At 49.6% G+C, this 20,360-nt stretch carries 14 protein-coding genes; 1 reads left to right on the top strand and 13 read right to left on the bottom strand.

The genetic code is table 11. The features are described 5' to 3' along the window. Positions 1-172 precede the first annotated feature (172 nt). From C9I92_RS13275 to C9I92_RS13260, 4 genes are read right to left on the bottom strand one after another with little or no spacing between them, the layout of a single operon-like run. The gene (locus C9I92_RS13275) at positions 173-1,765 is read right to left on the bottom strand and encodes an ABC transporter ATP-binding protein (RefSeq protein ID WP_047883560.1); all 1,593 of its coding nucleotides are present in this window, start codon (positions 1,763-1,765) and stop codon (positions 173-175) included. Between the two features lie 35 nt (positions 1,766-1,800). Further along, positions 1,801-2,823 carry an ABC transporter permease gene (locus tag C9I92_RS13270; protein WP_047883559.1) on the bottom strand — a complete coding sequence of 341 codons (1,023 nt, stop codon included), beginning with the start codon at positions 2,821-2,823 and terminating at the stop codon, positions 1,801-1,803. Next, positions 2,823-3,908 carry a microcin C ABC transporter permease YejB gene (locus C9I92_RS13265; RefSeq protein ID WP_047883558.1) on the bottom strand — a complete coding sequence of 362 codons (1,086 nt, stop codon included), beginning with the start codon at positions 3,906-3,908 and terminating at the stop codon, positions 2,823-2,825. Before C9I92_RS13265 ends, C9I92_RS13270 begins: the two co-directional genes overlap by 1 nt. Positions 3,909-3,911: 3 nt before the next feature. Then, complete coding sequence (locus C9I92_RS13260; protein ID WP_047883557.1) at positions 3,912-5,723, bottom strand: extracellular solute-binding protein; 1,812 nt, start codon at positions 5,721-5,723, stop codon at positions 3,912-3,914. 790 nt (positions 5,724-6,513) lie between these two features. Here C9I92_RS13260 and fusA point away from each other — a divergent pair. Then, a complete protein-coding gene (fusA, locus tag C9I92_RS13255) occupies positions 6,514-8,601 on the top strand; it encodes an elongation factor G (RefSeq protein WP_047883556.1) in 2,088 nt (695 codons plus the stop codon). Between the two features lie 247 nt (positions 8,602-8,848). Here fusA and C9I92_RS13250 read toward each other — a convergent pair whose 3' ends face one another. From C9I92_RS13250 to C9I92_RS13210, 9 genes are all read right to left on the bottom strand, one after another. Further along, positions 8,849-9,529 carry a Crp/Fnr family transcriptional regulator gene (locus tag C9I92_RS13250; protein WP_047883555.1) on the bottom strand — a complete coding sequence of 227 codons (681 nt, stop codon included), beginning with the start codon at positions 9,527-9,529 and terminating at the stop codon, positions 8,849-8,851. A 438-nt stretch (positions 9,530-9,967) separates the two neighbouring features. After that, complete coding sequence (locus C9I92_RS13245) at positions 9,968-10,699, bottom strand: nucleoside phosphorylase (protein WP_047883554.1); 732 nt, start codon at positions 10,697-10,699, stop codon at positions 9,968-9,970. 2 nt (positions 10,700-10,701) lie between these two features. Continuing rightward, positions 10,702-11,451: a nicotinamide riboside transporter PnuC gene (pnuC, locus tag C9I92_RS13240; RefSeq protein WP_047883553.1), complete on the bottom strand. Its 750-nt coding sequence runs from the start codon at positions 11,449-11,451 to the stop codon at positions 10,702-10,704. A 168-nt stretch (positions 11,452-11,619) separates the two neighbouring features. Further along, a complete protein-coding gene (locus C9I92_RS13235; protein ID WP_047883552.1) occupies positions 11,620-12,420 on the bottom strand; it encodes a DUF4922 domain-containing protein in 801 nt (266 codons plus the stop codon). Positions 12,421-12,864: 444 nt separating this feature from the next. Further along, a complete protein-coding gene (locus C9I92_RS13230) occupies positions 12,865-14,040 on the bottom strand; it encodes an amino acid permease (RefSeq protein ID WP_047883551.1) in 1,176 nt (391 codons plus the stop codon). Between the two features lie 476 nt (positions 14,041-14,516). Continuing rightward, positions 14,517-15,599, bottom strand: coding sequence for an efflux RND transporter periplasmic adaptor subunit (locus tag C9I92_RS13225; protein WP_047883550.1), 1,083 nt, complete (start codon positions 15,597-15,599; stop codon positions 14,517-14,519). Between the two features lie 15 nt (positions 15,600-15,614). Beyond that, on the bottom strand, positions 15,615-19,028 hold the full coding sequence (locus C9I92_RS13220; RefSeq protein WP_248827360.1) for an efflux RND transporter permease subunit: 3,414 nt from the start codon (positions 19,026-19,028) through the stop codon (positions 15,615-15,617). A 353-nt stretch (positions 19,029-19,381) separates the two neighbouring features. Then, positions 19,382-19,840 (bottom strand): YeeE/YedE family protein, encoded by a 459-nt coding sequence (locus C9I92_RS13215; protein WP_047883549.1) that lies wholly within the window; start codon positions 19,838-19,840, stop codon positions 19,382-19,384. A 9-nt stretch (positions 19,841-19,849) separates the two neighbouring features. Next, a complete protein-coding gene (locus C9I92_RS13210) occupies positions 19,850-20,263 on the bottom strand; it encodes a YeeE/YedE family protein (protein ID WP_047883548.1) in 414 nt (137 codons plus the stop codon). Positions 20,264-20,360 lie beyond the last annotated feature (97 nt).

Genomic DNA, 20,360 nt, shown 5'->3' with positions numbered 1-20,360 from the left:
GCGAATGTTATCACTAAGAAAAAAAAGTAACAGTCGATTTTACCTATGAGAGCGATAGGTAAAATCTAAATCTGCTCATATTTTAGTCGGCAGTGACATTTGCGCCTTTTGGGCGCCCCATTATGCGGCAGAACTGACTGTATGCCTAGACTGACGTGGCAGGTATTACCACCTAAGTGGTCGATAAAGAGACAAGATGGCGGGTATAAGCATGTTGCGGCTGTGAAAATAAGGTTTCCGTGTCCCCCTGCTCCACAACTTGCCCGTTTTTCAAGACTAACGTGTAGTGGCATAAAGATTTAACCACACTTAAATCATGGCTAATAAATAGGTAACTGAGCCCGTATTTTTCCTGTAGGGATTTTAAAAGCGACAGCACTTGAAACTGAACCGTGCGATCCAGCGATGAAGTCGGCTCATCGAGCAAAATAAATTCAGGCTTTAATACTAACGCGCGGGCAATCGCAATGCGTTGACGCTGCCCGCCGGAAAATTCATTCGGGTATCGGTGGCGAGTTTCTGGGTCAAGCTCGACCTCGCGCATCGCCTCACAGATTACCCGGTCTTCCTCCTCTGAGGACAATGCAAGGTGTACTTTCAGCCCTTCACCGATGATCTGCGCAACAGACATCCGCGGATTAAGCGCCGAAAAAGGATCCTGGAATACCACCTGCATTTTACTCCGGTACGGAAGCATACCTTTGCGACCTAACCGAGAAATCTCGTGACCATCAAACCGGATCACACCTTCGCTGCTGAGCAACCGTAAAATCGCCATCCCTGTGGTCGATTTACCCGACCCGCTCTCTCCGACCAAACCAACGCTGTGCCCGCGGCGCAGCACAAAACTCACATCCGTCACGGCTTTGATATGATCCTGTACCCGCTTAAGAACGCCGCCTTTGATAGGAAACCAGACCCGCAGTTTTTCGATTTCGAAGACCGGTTCAGCATTCCCCTTCACCGGCACAGGTGAACCGGAAGGATCGGAATGGATAAGTTTGATGGTGTAAGGATCTTGCGGGTTATCAAAAATCTCGCTGCGGCTGTTGATTTCCACCACCTTGCCCAACTGCATGACCGCGACCCGATCGGCAATTTTTTTCACGATGCTGAGATCATGGGTAATAAACAACATCGCCATACCCATTTCTTTTTGCAGATTTTTCAGCAAGTCCAAAATCTGTGCCTGCACCGACACATCCAACGCTGTGGTTGGTTCATCGGCAATCAGTAAGTCCGGTTCGTTAATCAGTGCCATTGCAATCATCACGCGCTGGCGCTCACCGCCGGACAACTCATGAGGATAAGCCTGCAGCCTTTTCTCCGGATCGCGTATCCCGACTTTCTGCAGCCACTCCAGTGCCAGCTTTTCTCCGGCCTGTGGCCGCATACCGCGGTGAATGGCCAAGGTTTCGCACAGCTGGCGACCAATTTTGTGTAACGGGTTAAGTGACATCATCGGTTCTTGGAAAATCATGCCGATATAATTGCCGCGTAACTGACGCATGTCCCGTTCACTGCAGTGCAGCATGTTTTTCCCGTCGTACAGCACCTCCCCGGACAGATACCGGGCACTGGCTTTGGGCAACAACCGCAAGATGGCATTGGCCGTTACCGATTTTCCCGACCCGCTCTCCCCCACCAGAGCCAGCGTTTCGCCGCGCCGCAAGGTCAGACTGACATTGTCCGTTACCTGCGACACCGTTTTGCCGCTCTGAAACCCGACCGACAGATCTTTAATCGTTAACAGTGCTTTGGTCATAATTCTCATCTGACATAGTTTATCGCTGCCATGAATTAACTTTGATGGTGGGGGTCGAAGGCATCGCGTACCGCCTCACCGACAAACACCAGCAAACTCAGCATCAGCGACAACACCACAAAAGCAGACAATCCCAGCCAGGGAGCCTGCAAGTTGGCTTTCCCCTGCGCCAAGAGCTCCCCTAATGAAGGGGAGCCGGCTGGCAAGCCAAACCCCAGAAAATCCAGTGACGTCAATGTAGTCACCGAGCCACTCAGAATAAACGGCATCATGGTTAACGATGCCACCATGGCATTGGGTAACATATGCCGCAGCATGATGCGTCCGTCACCGACTCCCAGCGCTTGTGCCGCCCGCACATAATCAAAGTTCCGGCAGCGCAAAAATTCCGCCCGCACCACCCCAACCAGTCCCATCCAGCTAAACAGCACCATGATCCCCAGCAGCCACCAGAAATTCGGCTCGACGAAACTGGACAGGATAATCAACAGGAACAAGGTCGGCATCCCCGACCAGACTTCAATAAACCGCTGACCGAATAAATCTGTCCAGCCTCCGTAATAGCCCTGGCACGCGCCGACAATCACGCCGATAATGGTGGAGATAATGGTCAGCGCAAATCCAAACAGAACGGAGATTCGAAACCCGTAGATGATTCTGGCCAATACATCCCGCCCCCGATCATCAGTGCCGAGCCAGTTCACATGATCCGGCGGCGAAGGTGCCGGTCCCTCCAGGTTATAGTTGATGGTATCGTAGCTAAAGCGGATAAGCGGCCAGTAGATTTTGCCATCGGCTTCTATTAACTCCGCCACATAAGGGTCGGTGTAGTCAGCCTCAGACTGAAACTCTCCTCCAAAACGGGTTTCCGGATACGCGGTAAAAACAGGAAACAGCCACGCCGACTGATACCGAATCAACAGCGGCTTGTCGTTGGCAATAAACTCTGCGAAGAGACTGACGACAAACAGCAACAGAAAAAACCACATTGACCAGTAGCCGCGTTTATGTGCCCGGAAGCGCGCCCATCGCTCTCTTGTCAGAGGGTTCACAGCCATCAGCGTGCCTCAAAATCAATGCGTGGATCCACTAGGGTATAAGTGATATCCGAGATAATATTCAACAACAGGCCGAGCAGCGTCATGATATAGAGCGAGCTGAAGACCACCGGATAATCCCGTTGAATCGTCGCTTCAAAGCCCAGTAACCCAATGCCTTCCAATGAGAACATGACTTCAATCAGCATCGCGCCGGTAAAGAAAATACTGATAAAAGCCGCCGGGAACCCAGCAATGATAATCAGCATGGCATTACGAAACACATGCCGATACAAGATGCGCTGTTCGTCCAGCCCTTTCGCCCTGGCGGTAACGACATACTGCTTATTAATTTCATCGAGAAAGGAGTTTTTAGTCAGCATGGTCAGCGTGGCAAATCCCCCTATAACCATGGCCAGGATGGGCAACGTCAGGTGCCAGAAGTAGTCAGCAATTTGCTGATACCAGGCCAGCTCGTGGAAGTTGGCAGACACCAGCCCCCGCAGCGGAAACCAACTGACGTAATTGCCGCTGGCAAAAAAAATGATCAGCAAAATGGCAAACAGGAAGCCCGGAATGGCGTAACCGACGATCACCACCGCACTGCTCCAGACATCAAACCGGGAGCCGTGCCGGACAGCTTTGGTGATCCCGAGCGGTATTGAGACCAGATAAATGATGAGGGTGCTCCATAACCCCAGCGAAATCGACACAGGCAGCCGCTCAATAATCAGATCGATGACATTTCCGCCCTTAAACAGACTGTCTCCGAAATTGAAGGTGACGTAATTTTTGAGCATGTCGAAGTAACGCTCATGCAGCGGCTTATCAAAACCAAACTGTTTTTTTATCGCCTCCACCACTTCCGGATCCAACCCGCGCGAACCGCGATAACCGGATGCCTTTTCTGCCGGCTCGGGCGCGCCAACTTCTTTCCCGCCACCGGAAAAGCGCTCCATGATACCGGAGCCGTGCCCTTCCAACTGCGCCACAGCCTGCTCCACCGGCCCGCCGGGCGCAATCTGGATCACAAAAAAGTTAATGGTGATGATCGCCCAGAGGGTCGGAATCACCAACAATAAGCGCCGAATAATATATGCGGTCATACGCTAGCGCCGTTTTTCCGGTAGCTTGGCAACTTTGGCGGGATCAACCCACCAGGTATCTTTACCGAGCGCATATTTGGGTCGAATGGCTGGCCGCGAGAATTTATCCCAGCTGGCGACCCGAAACTGACTGATGTGCCATTGCGGAATGACGTAGAAATTCCACTGCAACACCCTGTCGAGAGCCCGTCCCAAATCCAGTAACTTGTCCGGGTTCTCCTGATTCTCGGCAATCTGTTCAGTCAGGTAATCGATAGCCGGATTCGTGACCCCGGCAGTGTTATAAGTACTGTCTAAAAACTTGCTGTTCCAGGCGATCAGCAAATTAGGGCTGGGGTAAGCATTTGCACTGTAGCCAGAAGACACCATGTCAAAATCCCGATCGCGTACCCGCTTAATATACTGGGTGGTATCGACAGTCCTCAGCCGCATATCTATCCCCAGTAGCTTGAGATTTTTCTGAAACGGAATCGCGATACGTTCTGTCGACGGACTGTACATCAGCAGCTCAAAGGTGAATGGCTCTCCGGATTTCACGTTAGTCATCACCTTATCCCGCACCTCCCATCCTGCTTCTTTCATTAGTACCAGCGCAGTACGCAACTGGGAACGGATACGGCCAGAGCCATCGGTCATCGGCGGCTGGTATTCCTCGGCGTACACCCTTTCCGGGATTTTCTCTTTGACCGGGGCTAAAACAGCCACTTCACCGGCAGACGGCAACCCTTTGGCTTCGTAGTCGGTATTTTGAAAATAACTGCGGGTCCGGGTGTACTGCTCATAGAACAGGGCCTTATTCATCCACTCAAAGTCCATGGCATAAGACAGTGCCTCGCGAACTTTCGGATTATTGAACACCGGACGCTGAATATTAAAGACAAACGCCTGCATCGCCTGCGGTATCTGATGCGGAATTTCTTCTTTTACAATAAAGCCTTTGTCAAAGTTGGGGCCTTCATACAGGGTGGCCCAGAATTTAGCGACGTTTTCTTCCCGGATGTCGTATTCCCCGGCTTTGAATGCCTCTAGGGTGACAGTTTCATCCCGGTAGTAGTCATACCGGACAGTCTCGAAATTATTGCGCCCCACATTAACCGGTAAATCTTTGGCCCAGTAATCTGGCACCAAGGTGTAGGAAACGCTTTGTCCCGGCTTGTAGTCACTGATTTTATAAGCACTGCTGCCCAGAGGTGGAGTGTTCAGCGGCTCACTCAGATCTTTATCCTGCCAATAATGCTTCGGTAATACATTCATTCCCTGCACCAACGCCAACAGAATCTCGCGATTCGGTTTGGTCATCTCGATACGGGCAGTCAGTGTGGACTTGGCGATAACCGATTTAACATCCTTGAAGTAAACCTTGTACTGCGGAACTCCCTGCGCCATAAATTTATCGAACGTAAAGGCCACATCCTCAGCGGTTATCGGGTGCCCGTCATGGAAACGGGCGGCCGGATTGATATCGACCTCCATCCAGGCATAGTCATCACTGTACCTGACTTTCTCCGCAATCAGAGGATAGGCGGTATCAATTTCGTCGGCGGCAGAATAAAAGAGGGTATCGTAGATGGTGTCGCTGCCAGCGGCTGACACCCCCCGCGAGGCATAGCGGTTAAAACTGTCAAAGGTCCCGACCTCGGCATAGACTACATTGCCGCCTTTGGGGGCCTGTGGATTCACATAATCAAAATGCGTAAAGTCCGGCGGGTATTTGGCGGTGCCAAACCCAACCAGAGCACGAGATTCAATGACGTCAGCCTGTGCGGCACCGGTCAGCAAGCCTATCATCAATACCGCCAAGGTGGTCTTTAACATCCATCCCTCCCTGTACATGACCTGACCTGACAAGCTGTTTTTGCCGCCTCGTAAACAAACAAGCCGGTACAACATCTTCATTTACGGCCAGATTTAAACGTCAGAAAAAGTCAACTTGGTATATTTTTACGATAGGCTACGATCCGGAAACCGACAAATTCCGCCGGTGTTCTCTGCGTTTTCTCTTCCTTTCATTCTTACAGTCTGAAACATCCATTTACCGTAGGTTACGTATAAAACCGGGTGAACACGTACCTTTTCGGCCTTCTGAAAAACCAGCTTGTCACAGGTAAACAGAGGTGCAAACACAGGAAGTTTCTTGTCTTATAGGGGCATGACGCCAGCAGTAATACCCAGCAAGAGTCTCGGGTTGCATGGTTTCAGTGATACATAGCATGAATATATGATGACGCCGAAAAACTGCTGCTTTCACGACTGGTAGGCAAAGCGGATAACAGCTAGAATTAAGCCGATTTGTAAAGTGACGGCAATGGGTCGATTCGCTGATAAAAGTGGATTTACGGCATCATGCTGCCTGTTAAACAGGCCATCAAGCGATGGAAAACACTCACATGTCAGCACGGAGTAGGATTGCACATGCCAGATAACACAAAATGTTATGGCAGATATCCCAGTGGATTTATTGAGCGTTTGAGCCGTAAATCCTGAAAAGACGGAGCAAAAACAAGCAAATGTTCATTTTATCGTAAATGAACTATGTCATGTTTGTCTAAATCAGTGATATACTCCCCCACCGAATAGTGACAGTAATTGTTTATAGAGAAAAACAATGACAGATTTATCTAAATACAGAAACATTGGTATTTTCGCGCACGTTGATGCGGGTAAAACTACCACTACTGAACGTATCCTTAAGCTGACTGGTAAGATCCACAAGATCGGTGATACTCACGACGGTACTTCTACTACTGACTTTATGGAGCAGGAAGCAGAGCGTGGTATTACAATCCAGTCTGCAGCAGTGAGCTGTTTCTGGAACGATCACCGTCTGAACGTAATCGATACTCCGGGACACGTTGACTTCACAGTTGAAGTATACCGTTCTCTGAAAGTACTTGACGGTGGTATCGGTGTATTCTGTGGTTCAGGCGGTGTTGAACCTCAGTCTGAAACTAACTGGCGTTACGCGAACGAATCAAACGTATCTCGTCTGATCTTCGTTAACAAACTGGACCGTATGGGTGCGGACTTCTTCAACGTAGTTGATCAAGTTAAAAACGTACTTGGCGCGACTCCACTAGTTATGACTATGCCAATCGGCCGTGAAGAAGACTTCGTAGGTGTTGTTGATATCCTGAACCGTAAAGCATACGTTTGGGATGACTCTGGTCTGCCAGAAAACTACGAAATCCAAGACGTTCCAGCTGACATGGTTGACGAAGTTGAAGCTTACCGTGAAGAGCTTGTTGAAACTGCTGTTGAGCAGGACGACGACCTGATGGAAGCTTACATGGAAGGTCAAGAGCCTTCTATCGAAGAACTGAAGCGTTGTATCCGTAAAGGTACTCGTGACCTGGCGTTCTTCCCTACTTTCTGTGGTTCTGCGTACAAAAACAAAGGTATCCAGCTTGTTCTGGACGCAGTTGTTGACTACCTGCCAGCTCCAACAGAAGTTGATCCTCAGCCACTGACTGACAAAGAAACTGGTGAGGCAACTGGTGAAGTTGCAACTGTATCTGCAGACGAACCATTCCGCGCACTTGCGTTCAAGATCATGGATGACCGTTTCGGCGCCCTGACTTTCGTACGTATCTACTCTGGTAAACTGGCTAAGGGTGACACTATCCTGAACGCCGCTACTGGTAAGACTGAGCGTATCGGCCGTATGGTTGAGATGCAAGCGGACGACCGTAACGAGCTGACTTCAGCACAAGCTGGTGACATCATCGCTATCGTTGGTATGAAGAACGTTCAGACTGGTCACACTCTGTGTGATCCTAAGCACGAATGTACTCTTGAGCCAATGATCTTCCCAGTACCAGTAATCTCTATCGCTGTTGCTCCTAAGGACAAAGGCGGTTCTGAGAAGATGGGTATCGCGATCGGTAAGATGGTTGCAGAAGATCCATCATTCCAGGTTGAGACTGATGAAGAAACTGGCGAAACTATCCTGAAAGGTATGGGTGAACTTCACCTGGACATCAAGGTAGACATCCTGAAGCGTACTTACGGCGTTGACCTGGTTGTTGGTCAGCCACAGGTTGCTTACCGTGAGACTATCACTAAGCCAGTTGAAGACAGCTACACGCACAAGAAGCAGTCTGGTGGTTCTGGTCAGTTCGGTAAGATCGACTACCGCATCAAGCCAGGCGAGCAAGGTTCAGGCTTCAAGTTCACATCAACAGTTGTTGGTGGTAACGTTCCTAAAGAATTCTGGCCTGCAGTAGAAAAAGGCTTCCAAGGCATGATGAACACTGGTCCTCTAGCGGGCTTCCCTGTTCTTGATGTTGAAGTTGAGCTGTTCGACGGTGGCTTCCACGCAGTTGACTCATCTGCAATCGCATTTGAAATCGCAGCGAAAGGTGCATTCCGTCAATCTATGCCTAAAGCTGGTCCACAGCTTCTAGAGCCAATCATGCACGTTGACGTGTTCACTCCTGAAGATCACGTTGGTGACGTAATCGGTGACCTTAACCGTCGTCGTGGTATGATCAAAGACCAACAAGCTGGCGTGACTGGCGTACGTATCAAAGGTGACGTACCTCTGTCTGAAATGTTCGGCTACATCGGTTCTCTGCGTACAATGACTTCTGGTCGTGGTCAGTTCTCTATGGAGTTCGCACACTACGCTCCATGTCCAGCGAACGTTGCTGAATCAGTAATCGCTGCTCAGAAAGAGAAAAACGCTAAGAAGTAATTGTTAAATTACTTTAAGTGTTAAAAAACCCGGTTGTTTCGGCAACCGGGTTTTTCTTTGTCTGAATGATAGTCTCGTTGCGTTTCGAACCCGCCTTCATGGCATGTGCACTCATGCAGTCCAAGCAGTCCAAGCAGTCCAAGCAGTCAGGTTAATACTGGCAACAAAACATAAGGTACCAAGGCTTAAAATGACTGATATGCCAAGCTAAAGAACAAATAACGACTCAGCCTCCTTTCTTTCACCGCTATTCAAAGGTATCCAGAAATCGCTTTAATGCTGCCATATCCTTCACTCTAAGTTCCTGGCCCTGCTTTTCTATCAGATTCTTATCTATCAGCTCTTTGACTGCCCGGCGATAAACCCGACTAGATGTGCCAAACCGCTCTGCTTCAAGCCCGGATTTTTCAAACGCACCTAGCAATACACTTTCCTGCTGACGATGCCATAAGTCATAAGCAATGTTATAAGTAATTGGGTGCAAAAGGCGATGAGTCGATATTGCCAGTGAATCCTGATAATCAAACGCCAGTGCACTGGCAAAAAACAGTGAAAACTCAGGGCGCTCAGTCAGTAAGTCGGCGACCGCCTGCAGACTGATAACATCCACTTCAATTTGCTCTTCTGCTACCACACTCCATTGGCAAAGGGTACCGTTAAATAATTCCATTTCGCCAAAAATATGGTAATCACAATCAACTTCCCCCAGCTGAAAACGGCGTCCGTTCACCGCAGACATGTTGATGGAGACCTTCCCTCCAGACACAAGATACAGGCTCTCTACTACCTGTCCCTGTCTTAGAAGCACATCACCTGACTGGAAATACTGGCTGGCAATACGGCACCGATAAAACGCCTCACGAAATGCAGGATAAAGTGAGTTTAAATGCTCAGTAAACCGCCCTGTTGAATAAGGTTTTAATTGCATAGATACACAGCAAATGAATATTTGTAGAAAAGATACTTTGCATGCTAGCGAAACCACTCCGCTGGCACAATGATCTCAGTCGGTCACAATCACTACCTCGCTTACCTCAAGCCCTAGCCCTTCATAGCTCGGAACTCAAGCAGTCAAAATAAAAACCAGACAAAATAAATCAAAACAGAGGAGAGAAACACATAAGGGAAAGAAACAAAAAATTCAGCACGAGGGGAATGCATTGGAAGCTGTGATTTTTGTTCATGACCATAAACGGCCTGGAAAAACACGCCAGATAAAAAGAAAGCCCGACACAGAGTCAGGCTTATTTTTACCAGCGTTAAGCCGCTATAGCAGAGCAAATCGGCAACTTATTCGCTTCGCGGAGCATTCTGCTTTCAAAAGTCAGCAGGCTTATACTCATCTCATGCCACTAATCTCGTGCCACTAAGGCTGCGAAACCAACGCATGCAGGGCCGCTTTAACGGCAATTTGTTCACCCCGCATCAATTGGTCATCGTCATTGGCATACTGGCTCACGCCTTCCTGGACATCCTGCTGATAAAGCACCACATTATTTAGTATTGATGCCACTTTCAGCCCCCGCAGCTTACCCACCGTTAAAAGTGCCGACGTTTCCATGTCTGCGCCAAGCACGCCTTTCTGGTGCCAATAGCGGCAGATATTCTCTTCCTCATCGGTATAAAAACTATCATGAGAACGAACGATTCCCCGGTGGAACACAGCGCCACTTTGCTGCAGATACGATTCCAGAGCAACCAACAAGTGTGGATTAGCCACTGCAGGAAATCCGGCGTCAACGTACGCTTTCGAGCCCCCTTCGTCCCGGACCGCTCCTTCTGCCACAATCACCTCTCCTAACCCAATATCTGGTTGCAACGCCCCGGCTGAGCCTACCCGAACCAGATACCTGGCACCACACTTCACCAGTTCTTCAAGCGCGATAAGTGCTGACGGTGCGCCAATTCCAGTACTGCATACGGTGATCATTGTGTTCTGATACTGTCCCTGCATCACACGGTATTCGCGGTTTTCAGCCAGTAATTCAGGATTATCCAGCAAGGCAGCAATACGGTTGACCCGATCAGGCTCACCACAGACAATCACACGTTCCGATACCTGCTCAGCACTAACTGCGATATGGGGTTGTTTACTCATAGTCATACCGAAGCCTCAGGCGCCGCCTGTTGCGAGGGTTGTTTTTCTTGGTTCTGTTTCGCCGTTTTCATCCAGGCTCGGGTACCGTTTGCTGCAATAAATAGCAAAATCGCGTATTCCAGAGACAAGGCATACACACCCTGTGCCGCATAGATACCAACGCTGATTACGTTAATCACCACCCATAGGATCCAGTTTTCAACGTACTTACGAGTCATCAGGATCTGTGCTACAACCGACAATACCGTCATGGTCGAATCCCAAAACGGAAACGCATCCGGTTCCAAGACTGGATGAGCTAACTCAGCCCCAAACAGGTTGAGTGTATTAACGGCCAGTTTAGCCAGCATCGCAAAAAACGGATCAATATAGAGTGTCAGTAAAGCGATAGAACACGCACTGATTACTGCGGTTCCCAGCAGCTTCTGCTTGCTCAACCAACGAACCTCCAACCGCTCCCCTGTATCAGAAGCAGGTCGGGTCCACGCATACCAGCCATACACATTGGCGCAAAAGAAAAACAACTGAAGCAACAGGATGCCGTACAACTGGATTTGATAAAAAATAATGGCGAAAAGCGTGACATTAATTAACCCGAACAGGTAATTAATGGTTTTTTCCTGACTGGCGTACCAAATGCACAGTAAACCGAATACGGTACCAATCGCTTCGATCCACGACATCGCGTAACCACCACCTATAGGGATAGTTACCAGAGTATTGTTGATATCAAAAAAAGCGGTCAAGTCCATCTCATTACCCTTTTGTTATTGGAATAAAAACAGGTGCTATTGTAAACAGCACCTGTTTGAAAGGATGAGGACATTTGTCCGCCCGGGTTTGCCGGAGGTCATAAATCAGCACATTTGTGCTTTCTGATTGATATCGAGCTGATATAGAGTGGCATTTCGCTTTACTGACTAGATCTCGCTGACAGCGCCACAATGGGTTAGGTAGTTCATCAGACCATATTCTTTCAGCCATGCCAGTTGCTCCTCTCGCTTAACCAGGAAACGGCCGCTGTAATTAATACCGTTTGCAAACACACCTTCAATATTGTTGGTAGTGCGTGGCAGTACTAACATCCATTCCCGGGTCAATAACAGGTTATATGGTCGACATTCCCCCTTGGCATCTGGCCCAATATCCAAAGCCGCCAGAGCATGTAAATACATTTTATGTAAAGTGCAGGCATCAAACGCATCCATCAGATAACGCTCGTGTTTGAAAGGTAACTGACCGCTTTTAATCCTCGCTGCTAGCGGGATGTCTGTTTTAACCAGCTGCATATGACGATGAGCCTGACTGGCTCCGGCGACAGGGCCACAATTATAAAAGCCCAGTACGTCGTCCTCATCAAACCCGAGTATCCAGGCTTCAAAATCCGCGATCGTCAGTGCGGAAACCTGAGGGATAAACGCTTTGGAGCAAATCAGCAAATGGGGTGAAAGCACAGGAAACTTATTTAGCAGACACACATAGTTTTCACCGGCCTCGGCGACATACAAATCAGGTTCATAAGGTAAAAACGGGTTCACTTTTGCTTGGCTATCAATCGAGGCTTTACTCGCAATCGGCTTTTTCCCCGCATTGGCCGTCACAACATGGCCCAAAAAGCGAATATTGTCTTCCTCAATGACCAGAGCCTCAGTAGTGATCGGCATCAGCTCACCTAGGGCCAGCGCACGGGCAGCAACGCCCTCAGCCTTGTTCCAGAACATGCTTTCTATCCTTTTGTGTCTTATGCCTTCACTATACTCGTATTTTTAAAGCCTTATCTACCTTGATGCGAGGTAAAAACCTGCCTTTTTAGGCTGTAGCACGTTTATCTCATTTATCCTCTTTTACAGGGTCACAACCAAGATCAATGGTGTATTTTTAAGTTTACACTTTGAGATTTTACCTCTAAATCGATGTTTGCGCAGGGTATAGCCGCACCATATGAAAGTTTGTATTATCACTGCCATTGGATTTGCTGCTTTACCCTATTCCCTAAAGTACTCCAAAAGCAGCATGGAATCTTTGTTTGGTCACTGAGATTTCTATCGGCAATTTTGTTTGGTCGCATCTTGCCACTCCAAGCCAATAAAAAAGGCGTTTACCTAAGGTAAACGCCTCTTTCCACGATGCTTTTTGTTAGTATTTTGTTAGGTTTTATCGCCCAGTTAGATCAACTCGGCACCCAGCAGAAAACACCCGAACAGGAAGCTCAGTCCCATAGCCAGTTGGCCACCGCCTACCTGATAGATCATGCCGTTGGTATCTACCATGAAGTTTGATTCATCCTGTCCACGCAGTTTCACTGTCATTGCCATCGGAATGAAAATGGCCAGGAATACCAGAATGATGCCCGCGTAACCCAGTACAGCCAGGAACTTGTCCGCCGCGGCCAAGGCGCCAACCAATGGCAGAATAAAAGTGACGACATAAGTGACAGCTCGGTTCTGGCGTAAAATATCGCGGTTCTGATCAAACAGTGCCATTGCCACCCCCAGGAAAGACGTCAGCAGTGCCAGGCCGGTAAAGACCGACAGAATGACTTTGATCATGCTGTGTTGTGCACCCAATGCGGAGATAAGCTCAGAAACACTTGCAAAATCAACCATTTGTTCTGCACTTAGGTTGCCCATTGCTGCATAAAGCCACAACAGGTAACAAACCAGCGGAATCGATGAACCAAAGATCACCATGTTACGCAGCTCAGTATGGCTGGCGTCTTTGTTGTAAGTAACCAGAGAAGGAATCACCACCATAAAGCCGAAGCTGGTGAACAGGACTGAACTGGTTTTAACCAGAGCCACTTTGCTGTCACTGGTTGCAGTCATCAGGTTATCCAGAGAAATACCCGGAACCAATGAAAGCAGAGTCAGACCCAGCATCACCACCATAATGGCAAACAGCACACGGTTGATTTTATCGATAACAGCTGTACCAGCCGCCACCACTGCACCGGCAATCACGGTAAAAGCTATCTGGCTCTGTGTATTACTGACTTCAACATTCACACCTGCCAACAGTTTGTTGAGCAAATCCCCGGCACCGATGATATACGCCATCAGCAAACACACTAACAAGGCATATAACAGGCCATTCGTGACCAGTTGACCGCCCTTACCCAGCGTTTTACGGGCTATGGTATTCATACCAAGGCCGCCACCAGCTTTAATGCTGGCTTCCAGCAACAATAAGGCTGCATAGGTTGTACCCAGCCAGATCATCGCCATAAACAATGTGCCCCATACCAGACCAAACTGGGCCAGTACCATCGGGATGGCTAACATACCTGCACCAAGTGCAGTCCCTGCAATGATTAGAGAACTTCCAAGTAACTTCAGTTTCACAATGCTATCTCTTCTGTTGTGTCTGCTCGCCGCCAATAAATGACGCGACAATCCATTAATATTTATATAAGTGACTGATTTTTATGTATAAAAAATACAGCAACGATCAGTATAGGTGGTTATTTAAAAAACTGACCAAGTTGTAAAGCAGATACGCGACCGTAAAACTGGAAACTTTTGGAAGGAAAAGTGTAAAGAAAAGCGTTCGCTACGCGATGAGAGGTATGACTGAGGACAGGAAGCTGTGCGCATCCCGCAGACTGATTGTTCATTTATCGTACTCCAAAAAACGATATATCCCTGCATGTCAGGTATTCATCCAATGAATACCCTTATTTTGTTTGGTCAAGTAGCAACTTATATAGCTGAAGTACAAATCACAACAACCACAATTGAAATCTTAGATTCCAATTATGGCTGCCGTTGAGTGGTGGTTTATGACTTACCAGAAATAGCTCAGGAAGGATTGGCTGGTGTTAGTTTGCCATTTTACCGGGATGAGTGAGTAACACAGTGTCTACAGTGAGGCCTTTACGCACAACGACACTGTCGGCCTTATACGGGCGTGTTTCTATCAGCCTGGGCACGACTCTTTCCTCTTCAACAATTTTCACATATTGCAGCTGTCCGATACGATAGAGGCTTGATTGTGGAATCAGCAATACAGCCTGTTCACCTGTTCGAATTGTCACCCGGCCAAACATCCCGGGGTAAAGCTGCCTTTCCGGCTGAAGTGCGAATAAGGGTAAAGCCAGTTTAACAATCACACTGCGTGACCCGGTATCGGATGCCGGCGTGATCTCTTTTATTTCCCCTTCCAGTTCCTGTTTGAGAGCAGGCAATACCATCGGCCACCGCTGGCCCAGTTGCAATAAATGCCGCTCGCTGGCCGGTATCGAACTTTCCAGCATCAGCGTTTGCGGATTATACAAACTCAGCATGGCAACGCCGGGGGATGCAATATCCCCTTTGTGTACATTCTTCTGGGTAATGACTCCATCAAAAGGAGCCGCAATAATGCTGTAGCCGTAAGTGGTTTGTGCTTCTTCCAACGATGCCTGCTGCCGTTTCAATTCAGCCTGCGCGGTCTGAAGCGTACTCAGGGCATTATCCAGTTGTGATTGTGCCACCAGTTTCCGCGCCATCAGCGACTGCATCCGGTTATATTCTTTTCGGGCAACATTCAGTTGTGCCTGTGCACTGGCCAGTGCCTGCTCGGTCTGCCGTACTCTCGCATCCAGATCCAGGTTGTCCAGTCGTAACAGAATATCACCAGCCTTAACCTTGTCCCCCACATCCACCAGCACATCAGCCACCTGCGCAGTGAGACGGGCCGACAATGTCGCTTGCTGATCTGCCACTATGGTTCCGGTGTAACTTTGCTGAACCGGGATTTGCGTCATACTGACTTTGACAGTTTCACGACCGGCAAGCGGCTCCCCGGGTAGTGCCTGGTTCTCCGTTCCCAATTTAGTGACAAAGCCACCGGAAATGGCGAAAAATAATACGCCGAGCGCGGTAAACGCGGCGACTGTCAACAGACCTTTTTTCCTGTTCATTCTCCGACTCCTTCCTCAGCCACTGGTCACGGCTTGTTCTTCATTGCTTTCCACATTTTGCGCCGGGTCAGTATTCCGCTTGGCTTCTGGCTCATTTTCGCCGAGGCCAGGAGGCAGCCCATGGCCCGGCTGATTAACATATGCCAGGTGATAGACCACCGGAATCACTAACAATGTAAATAATGTTGAGGCCGAGATACCAAAAATTATCGCCCACGCCAGCCCGTTAAAAATCGGGTCCAGCGTAATGACCACATTACCGAGCAGCGTGGTCCCTGCGGTCAGCAGTATGGGGCGCATCCTGACGGCACCCGCCGTGATCAACGCCGACTGCAGTGCCATGCCTTCTCGCAGAGACTGATGAATAAACTCAATAAGTACCAATGAGTTACGAACAACAATCCCGGCAAGTGCAATCATCCCAATCATCGCGGTTGCGGTAAACAATGCCGGATTCGGAATGCCGTTGATTTCCGTTGTACCTACATTATTGAGCAGCCAGAACCCCGGCATAATACCGATAACAGTCAATGGTATGGCCAACATGATGATTCCCGATACCGCAGGCAGCCCGGTTTGCAGCACCATTACAATAAACACCCCGAGCAACGCAGCACCATAGGCAATCCCGAGATCACGGAAAACATCTAACGTAATTTTCCATTCCCCTTCTCCATTCCAGACAACGCTGATGTCTTGAGGTAGTGTCCAGGTATCACCTCCTCCATTGCTGAGGTAAGTCCGCTCAGTCAGAGAGCGTATCTCGGTTGTTGCACCAGCCGACACATTGTCTGTGGCCTGCAAATCAGTCATCACATCCACCACGACCTCAGCCGGCACACGTCCCACCGCTTCAGCAAACACATAGACGACGGGTTTGAGGTTTTTACGCATAATCGGCTGCAATGCGCTGACTTCAATAAACTCACCCAGTTCCGACAGCTGCACTAACGGCTGGCCGGCATCCACCACCCTGCCATGCTCCACGCGCTTGGCAATACCCGGCATCCCGCGGACATAAAGGTTCTCCAGCACACTAAGATCATCACGCTGGTTGCGCGGCAGGCGAATAGTGATAGGCAACGGATTAATTTCATGCTCGTCCTGCAGATAACTGACGATCCCCCCCACGTTCGCAGCGGCCAGCGTCTGGTTGATATCGTTCACCGACACACCGGATAACGCGGCTTTTTCCTGGTCTACTTTGAACTGCCAGGTCATCAACTCGCCTTGAATCGTGGTATCTGTCTCTGCTACCAGCGGTTCTCTGGCTAACCTTTCGGCTACCCGGCGGGCGGCTTCCTGAAGCTCTGAATAAGATGTGTGAGGTTGGCCGTAAACTTCCGCGACAACAGTCGCAATCACGGGAGGCCCCGGCGGCACTTCTACCAGCTGAATGTCCGCCTTATGCCGCCTGGCTATGGTCGTCAAATCGGCACGCAGCCGTGTAACAAGTTCATGAGACTGCTGCTGACGTTGATGCTTTTCGGCCAGTACAATACGCAGTTCCCCCTGATGTGGTTGACTTCGCATGAAATAGTGCCGAACCATCCCGTTGAAATCCATCGGCGAAGCAATTCCTGCAAAACCAGACACTGAAACCACTTCAGGCACCGACTTCAAGTAATCTGCAAAATCAGCCATCGTATTCGATGTCTGCTCTACACTGCTGGTTTCAGGCATGTTCAGCACCAGTTGGAATTCGTTCTTGTTGTCATAGGGCAGGAGTTTCAGCGGGACAATACGCAGCGCAGGTAACATAGCCGCCAGGACGAACGCCAGCCCAACCGCAATCAGGAAAATCACACTGTTGCGCTTTTTCGACAACAGCGGAGCCAGCACCCTTGCGTACACCCGATAGAGCAAGGTGTTTTCCACCTGATAAGCACCGGACTTCTGCGCGGTGTTAAGAATATGTTTTGCCAGCCAGGGAGTAATGAGAAACGCCACCACTGTACTGAACACCACACTGACCGGCACGTTAAATGCCAGCGGCGCCATGTATGGCCCCATCATTCCGGTAATAAAAAACATCGGCGTAAAAACGATGATGATCGCGACCGTCGACATGAGCAACGCGCTGCGAATTTCACTCATTGCCAGCGCTATCGCCTGAGATTTCGCGAGCCCTTTGCGTTTCAGAAAGCGTTCAATGTTATCGATACTGGCAATCGGGTCATCGACAATCAGGCCCAGCGCCAGTATTAAGGCAAACAACGTCACCCGGTTGATGGTGTAGCCAAACGCCAAGTCCATCGCCAGTGCAGCACCATAGCTGATCGGAATTGCAATACCGACGACAATGGCAGCCCGCCAGTTCAGAAACACCCCGACAAACACGACAACCGTCAGAATAGACAGTCCGAGGCTCGACACCAGATTGCCGACTTTTTCATTGGCTGTGTCACCGTAGTTACGGATCACAGACACTTTCACATGCGGCGGAAACTGGCTGGCAGCCATGTCGTTAAGTAATTCCACGACATCGTCGGCCACCCAGACAGCATTGCTGCCTGCCTGTTTGGCAATCGAAAGGAACACGGCCGGATAAGGTTCGCCAGGTAACTGAGCCTGCAGATTTGCCGACGAATTCTCCTTCACATTTGCGGATGAGCTCGCCAAGTGTCCGGTCTGAACTGCCGCCGGGCCCCAGCTAAACCAGGTTTGATTGTCCGCTTCTTCCGGCCCATCTGTCACAGTGGCGATATCGCGTAAATACACGGGATGTCCGTTAATGACGTTCACGACCGTGTCAGCCACATCCTTGGCGCTTTGCAGGAACTGGCCGCTTTCAAGCTGGAAAACCTGCCCTTGTTGATGCACCGTACCCAATTGCTGATGCTGATTGGTCAGCGCAAAGGCCCGCTGAATGTCTTCCACCGTTGTCAGTCGGCTCGCCATGGCCTGTGCATCCAGGGCAATCTGAATCACACGCGGGCTTCCCCCGACTACGGCCACTTTATTGGTGTTATCCAGAGCTTGCAGTTGATTCACCGCCTGCTCGGCAATACGGCGTAATTCTGCATTGCCCACCAGCTCAGGTCGGGTACTGTACAACGCCGCAACCAGAATCGGCACATCATCGATTTCTATCGGTTTGACAGACCATTGCGTAACTGAAGGGGGAACTAAATCGAGGTTGGAGTAAATCTTGTTGTAGAGCTTGATCAGTGCTTCTTCCCGTTGTTCACCAACGTAAAAGCGCACAATCACCTGTGCTGCGCCCTTCATAGAGGTTGAGTACACATCCTCTACCCCGTCTATTTGGGTAAGCAGCTTTTCAAGTGGCTGAGTGACCTGATTTTCAACCTGAGAGGGTGTCAGTCCCGGTGCCTGGATGAGCACATCGGCCATCGGCACGATAATTTGCGGGTCTTCTTCACGCGGAGTCAGCCACAGGGCTGCAGCTCCGGCAATCAGAGCCAGCATGATTAAAATAGGGGGGAATAAGCTATTGAGAAACCGGCCGACAATGCCTTGCCTGACCGGTTGTTGCTCACTTGGTGCATTATGACGACGGCCTTCGTTACCTGAGGCCTGCCTGACTTTACCTGTCATCGTCTTCCCCCCTCTCTTGCCATTTCGGCCACACCTTCACTGTGCCAGCGCCATGTAGGCTGCCGTTTTGGTTCCGCGCTGGTGCCGACTTCAGATTTCGGTTTTAGCGCAGGTTTCAGTTCCGGTTTCAATGTCATTGCCGGTTACATGGCTGACTATATGCCGAATGCTCTGCCGATTAACACGAATTCCGGCATCTTTGGTCTAGATTAGTCCAGTCAACGCTATTGGGCTGTTATCTCTACAACTTTTTCCCGTTTTGATGCCCAAATTGTGCTCAACACAATGCCCAATATCATACTGACAACAAACACCAGCATTTCAAAACTGCCACCAGACAGAGATGTTAAAGCGGGTCCCGGGCAGATGCCGGCGATTCCCCATCCCAGACCAAACAGCACCGAACCAGCAATCAACCGGCTATCAATGTCTTTCTTCTTACTCAGGTGAAACGTCTGTTCACAAACCGGCTTTGGTCGCTTACGGATGATCAAAAGATAGGCTGGCGCAAATACCAGCAATGCCCCACCCATGACAAAGGCCAAGCTTGGGTCCCACTCTCCGGCCAGATCCAGAAAACCCAGAACATTCACCGGATCAACCATTCCGGACACCATCATCCCCATGCCAAACAGAACACCGGAGAACAAAGCAATCAAACTTGAAACCAAACGTGCAGACATGTGGACCTCTTACAGATGAAAGCGTACAAACACAGTGGCAATGGCCGTTGCCATGAACACCATAGTGGCAACCAGTGAACGTTTAGAGAAACGTCCCATTCCGCAAATACCGTGCCCGCTCGTGCAGCCATTGGCGAGTTTAGTACCGATACCCACCAGCAACCCGGCTACCGCCAGTAACCCCAGAGAGGAAACCGGCAAGGCCTGAGGCAAAGAAAAGCCCATAAGCGGTGCGCACAACCCTGCGGCCACCATGCCGATGACAAACAGAAGTCGCCACGACACATCACCCTGTTGCGGTTTCAAAATGCCGCCCAGAATGCCGCTGATCCCAGCCACCCGGCCATTAAACAGTAACAAGATAGTTGCGGATGCTCCCAACATCATTCCACCGAATAAGGCATGCCAAGGCCACGTTTCCATTTATCTCTCCAAGCAGGTCTATGATTAATTCTGCTTAAGAGGTTACCGGACCACCACTTTTAGTCAATACTAATTTAGCTAAAAATACATTAGACAA

The organism is Photobacterium ganghwense (assembly GCF_003025595.1).
GTDB lineage: Bacteria > Pseudomonadota > Gammaproteobacteria > Enterobacterales > Vibrionaceae > Photobacterium > Photobacterium ganghwense.
Note: the sequence above shows the minus strand (reverse complement) of the source record. Positions and strands in the feature narration are given on the sequence as shown.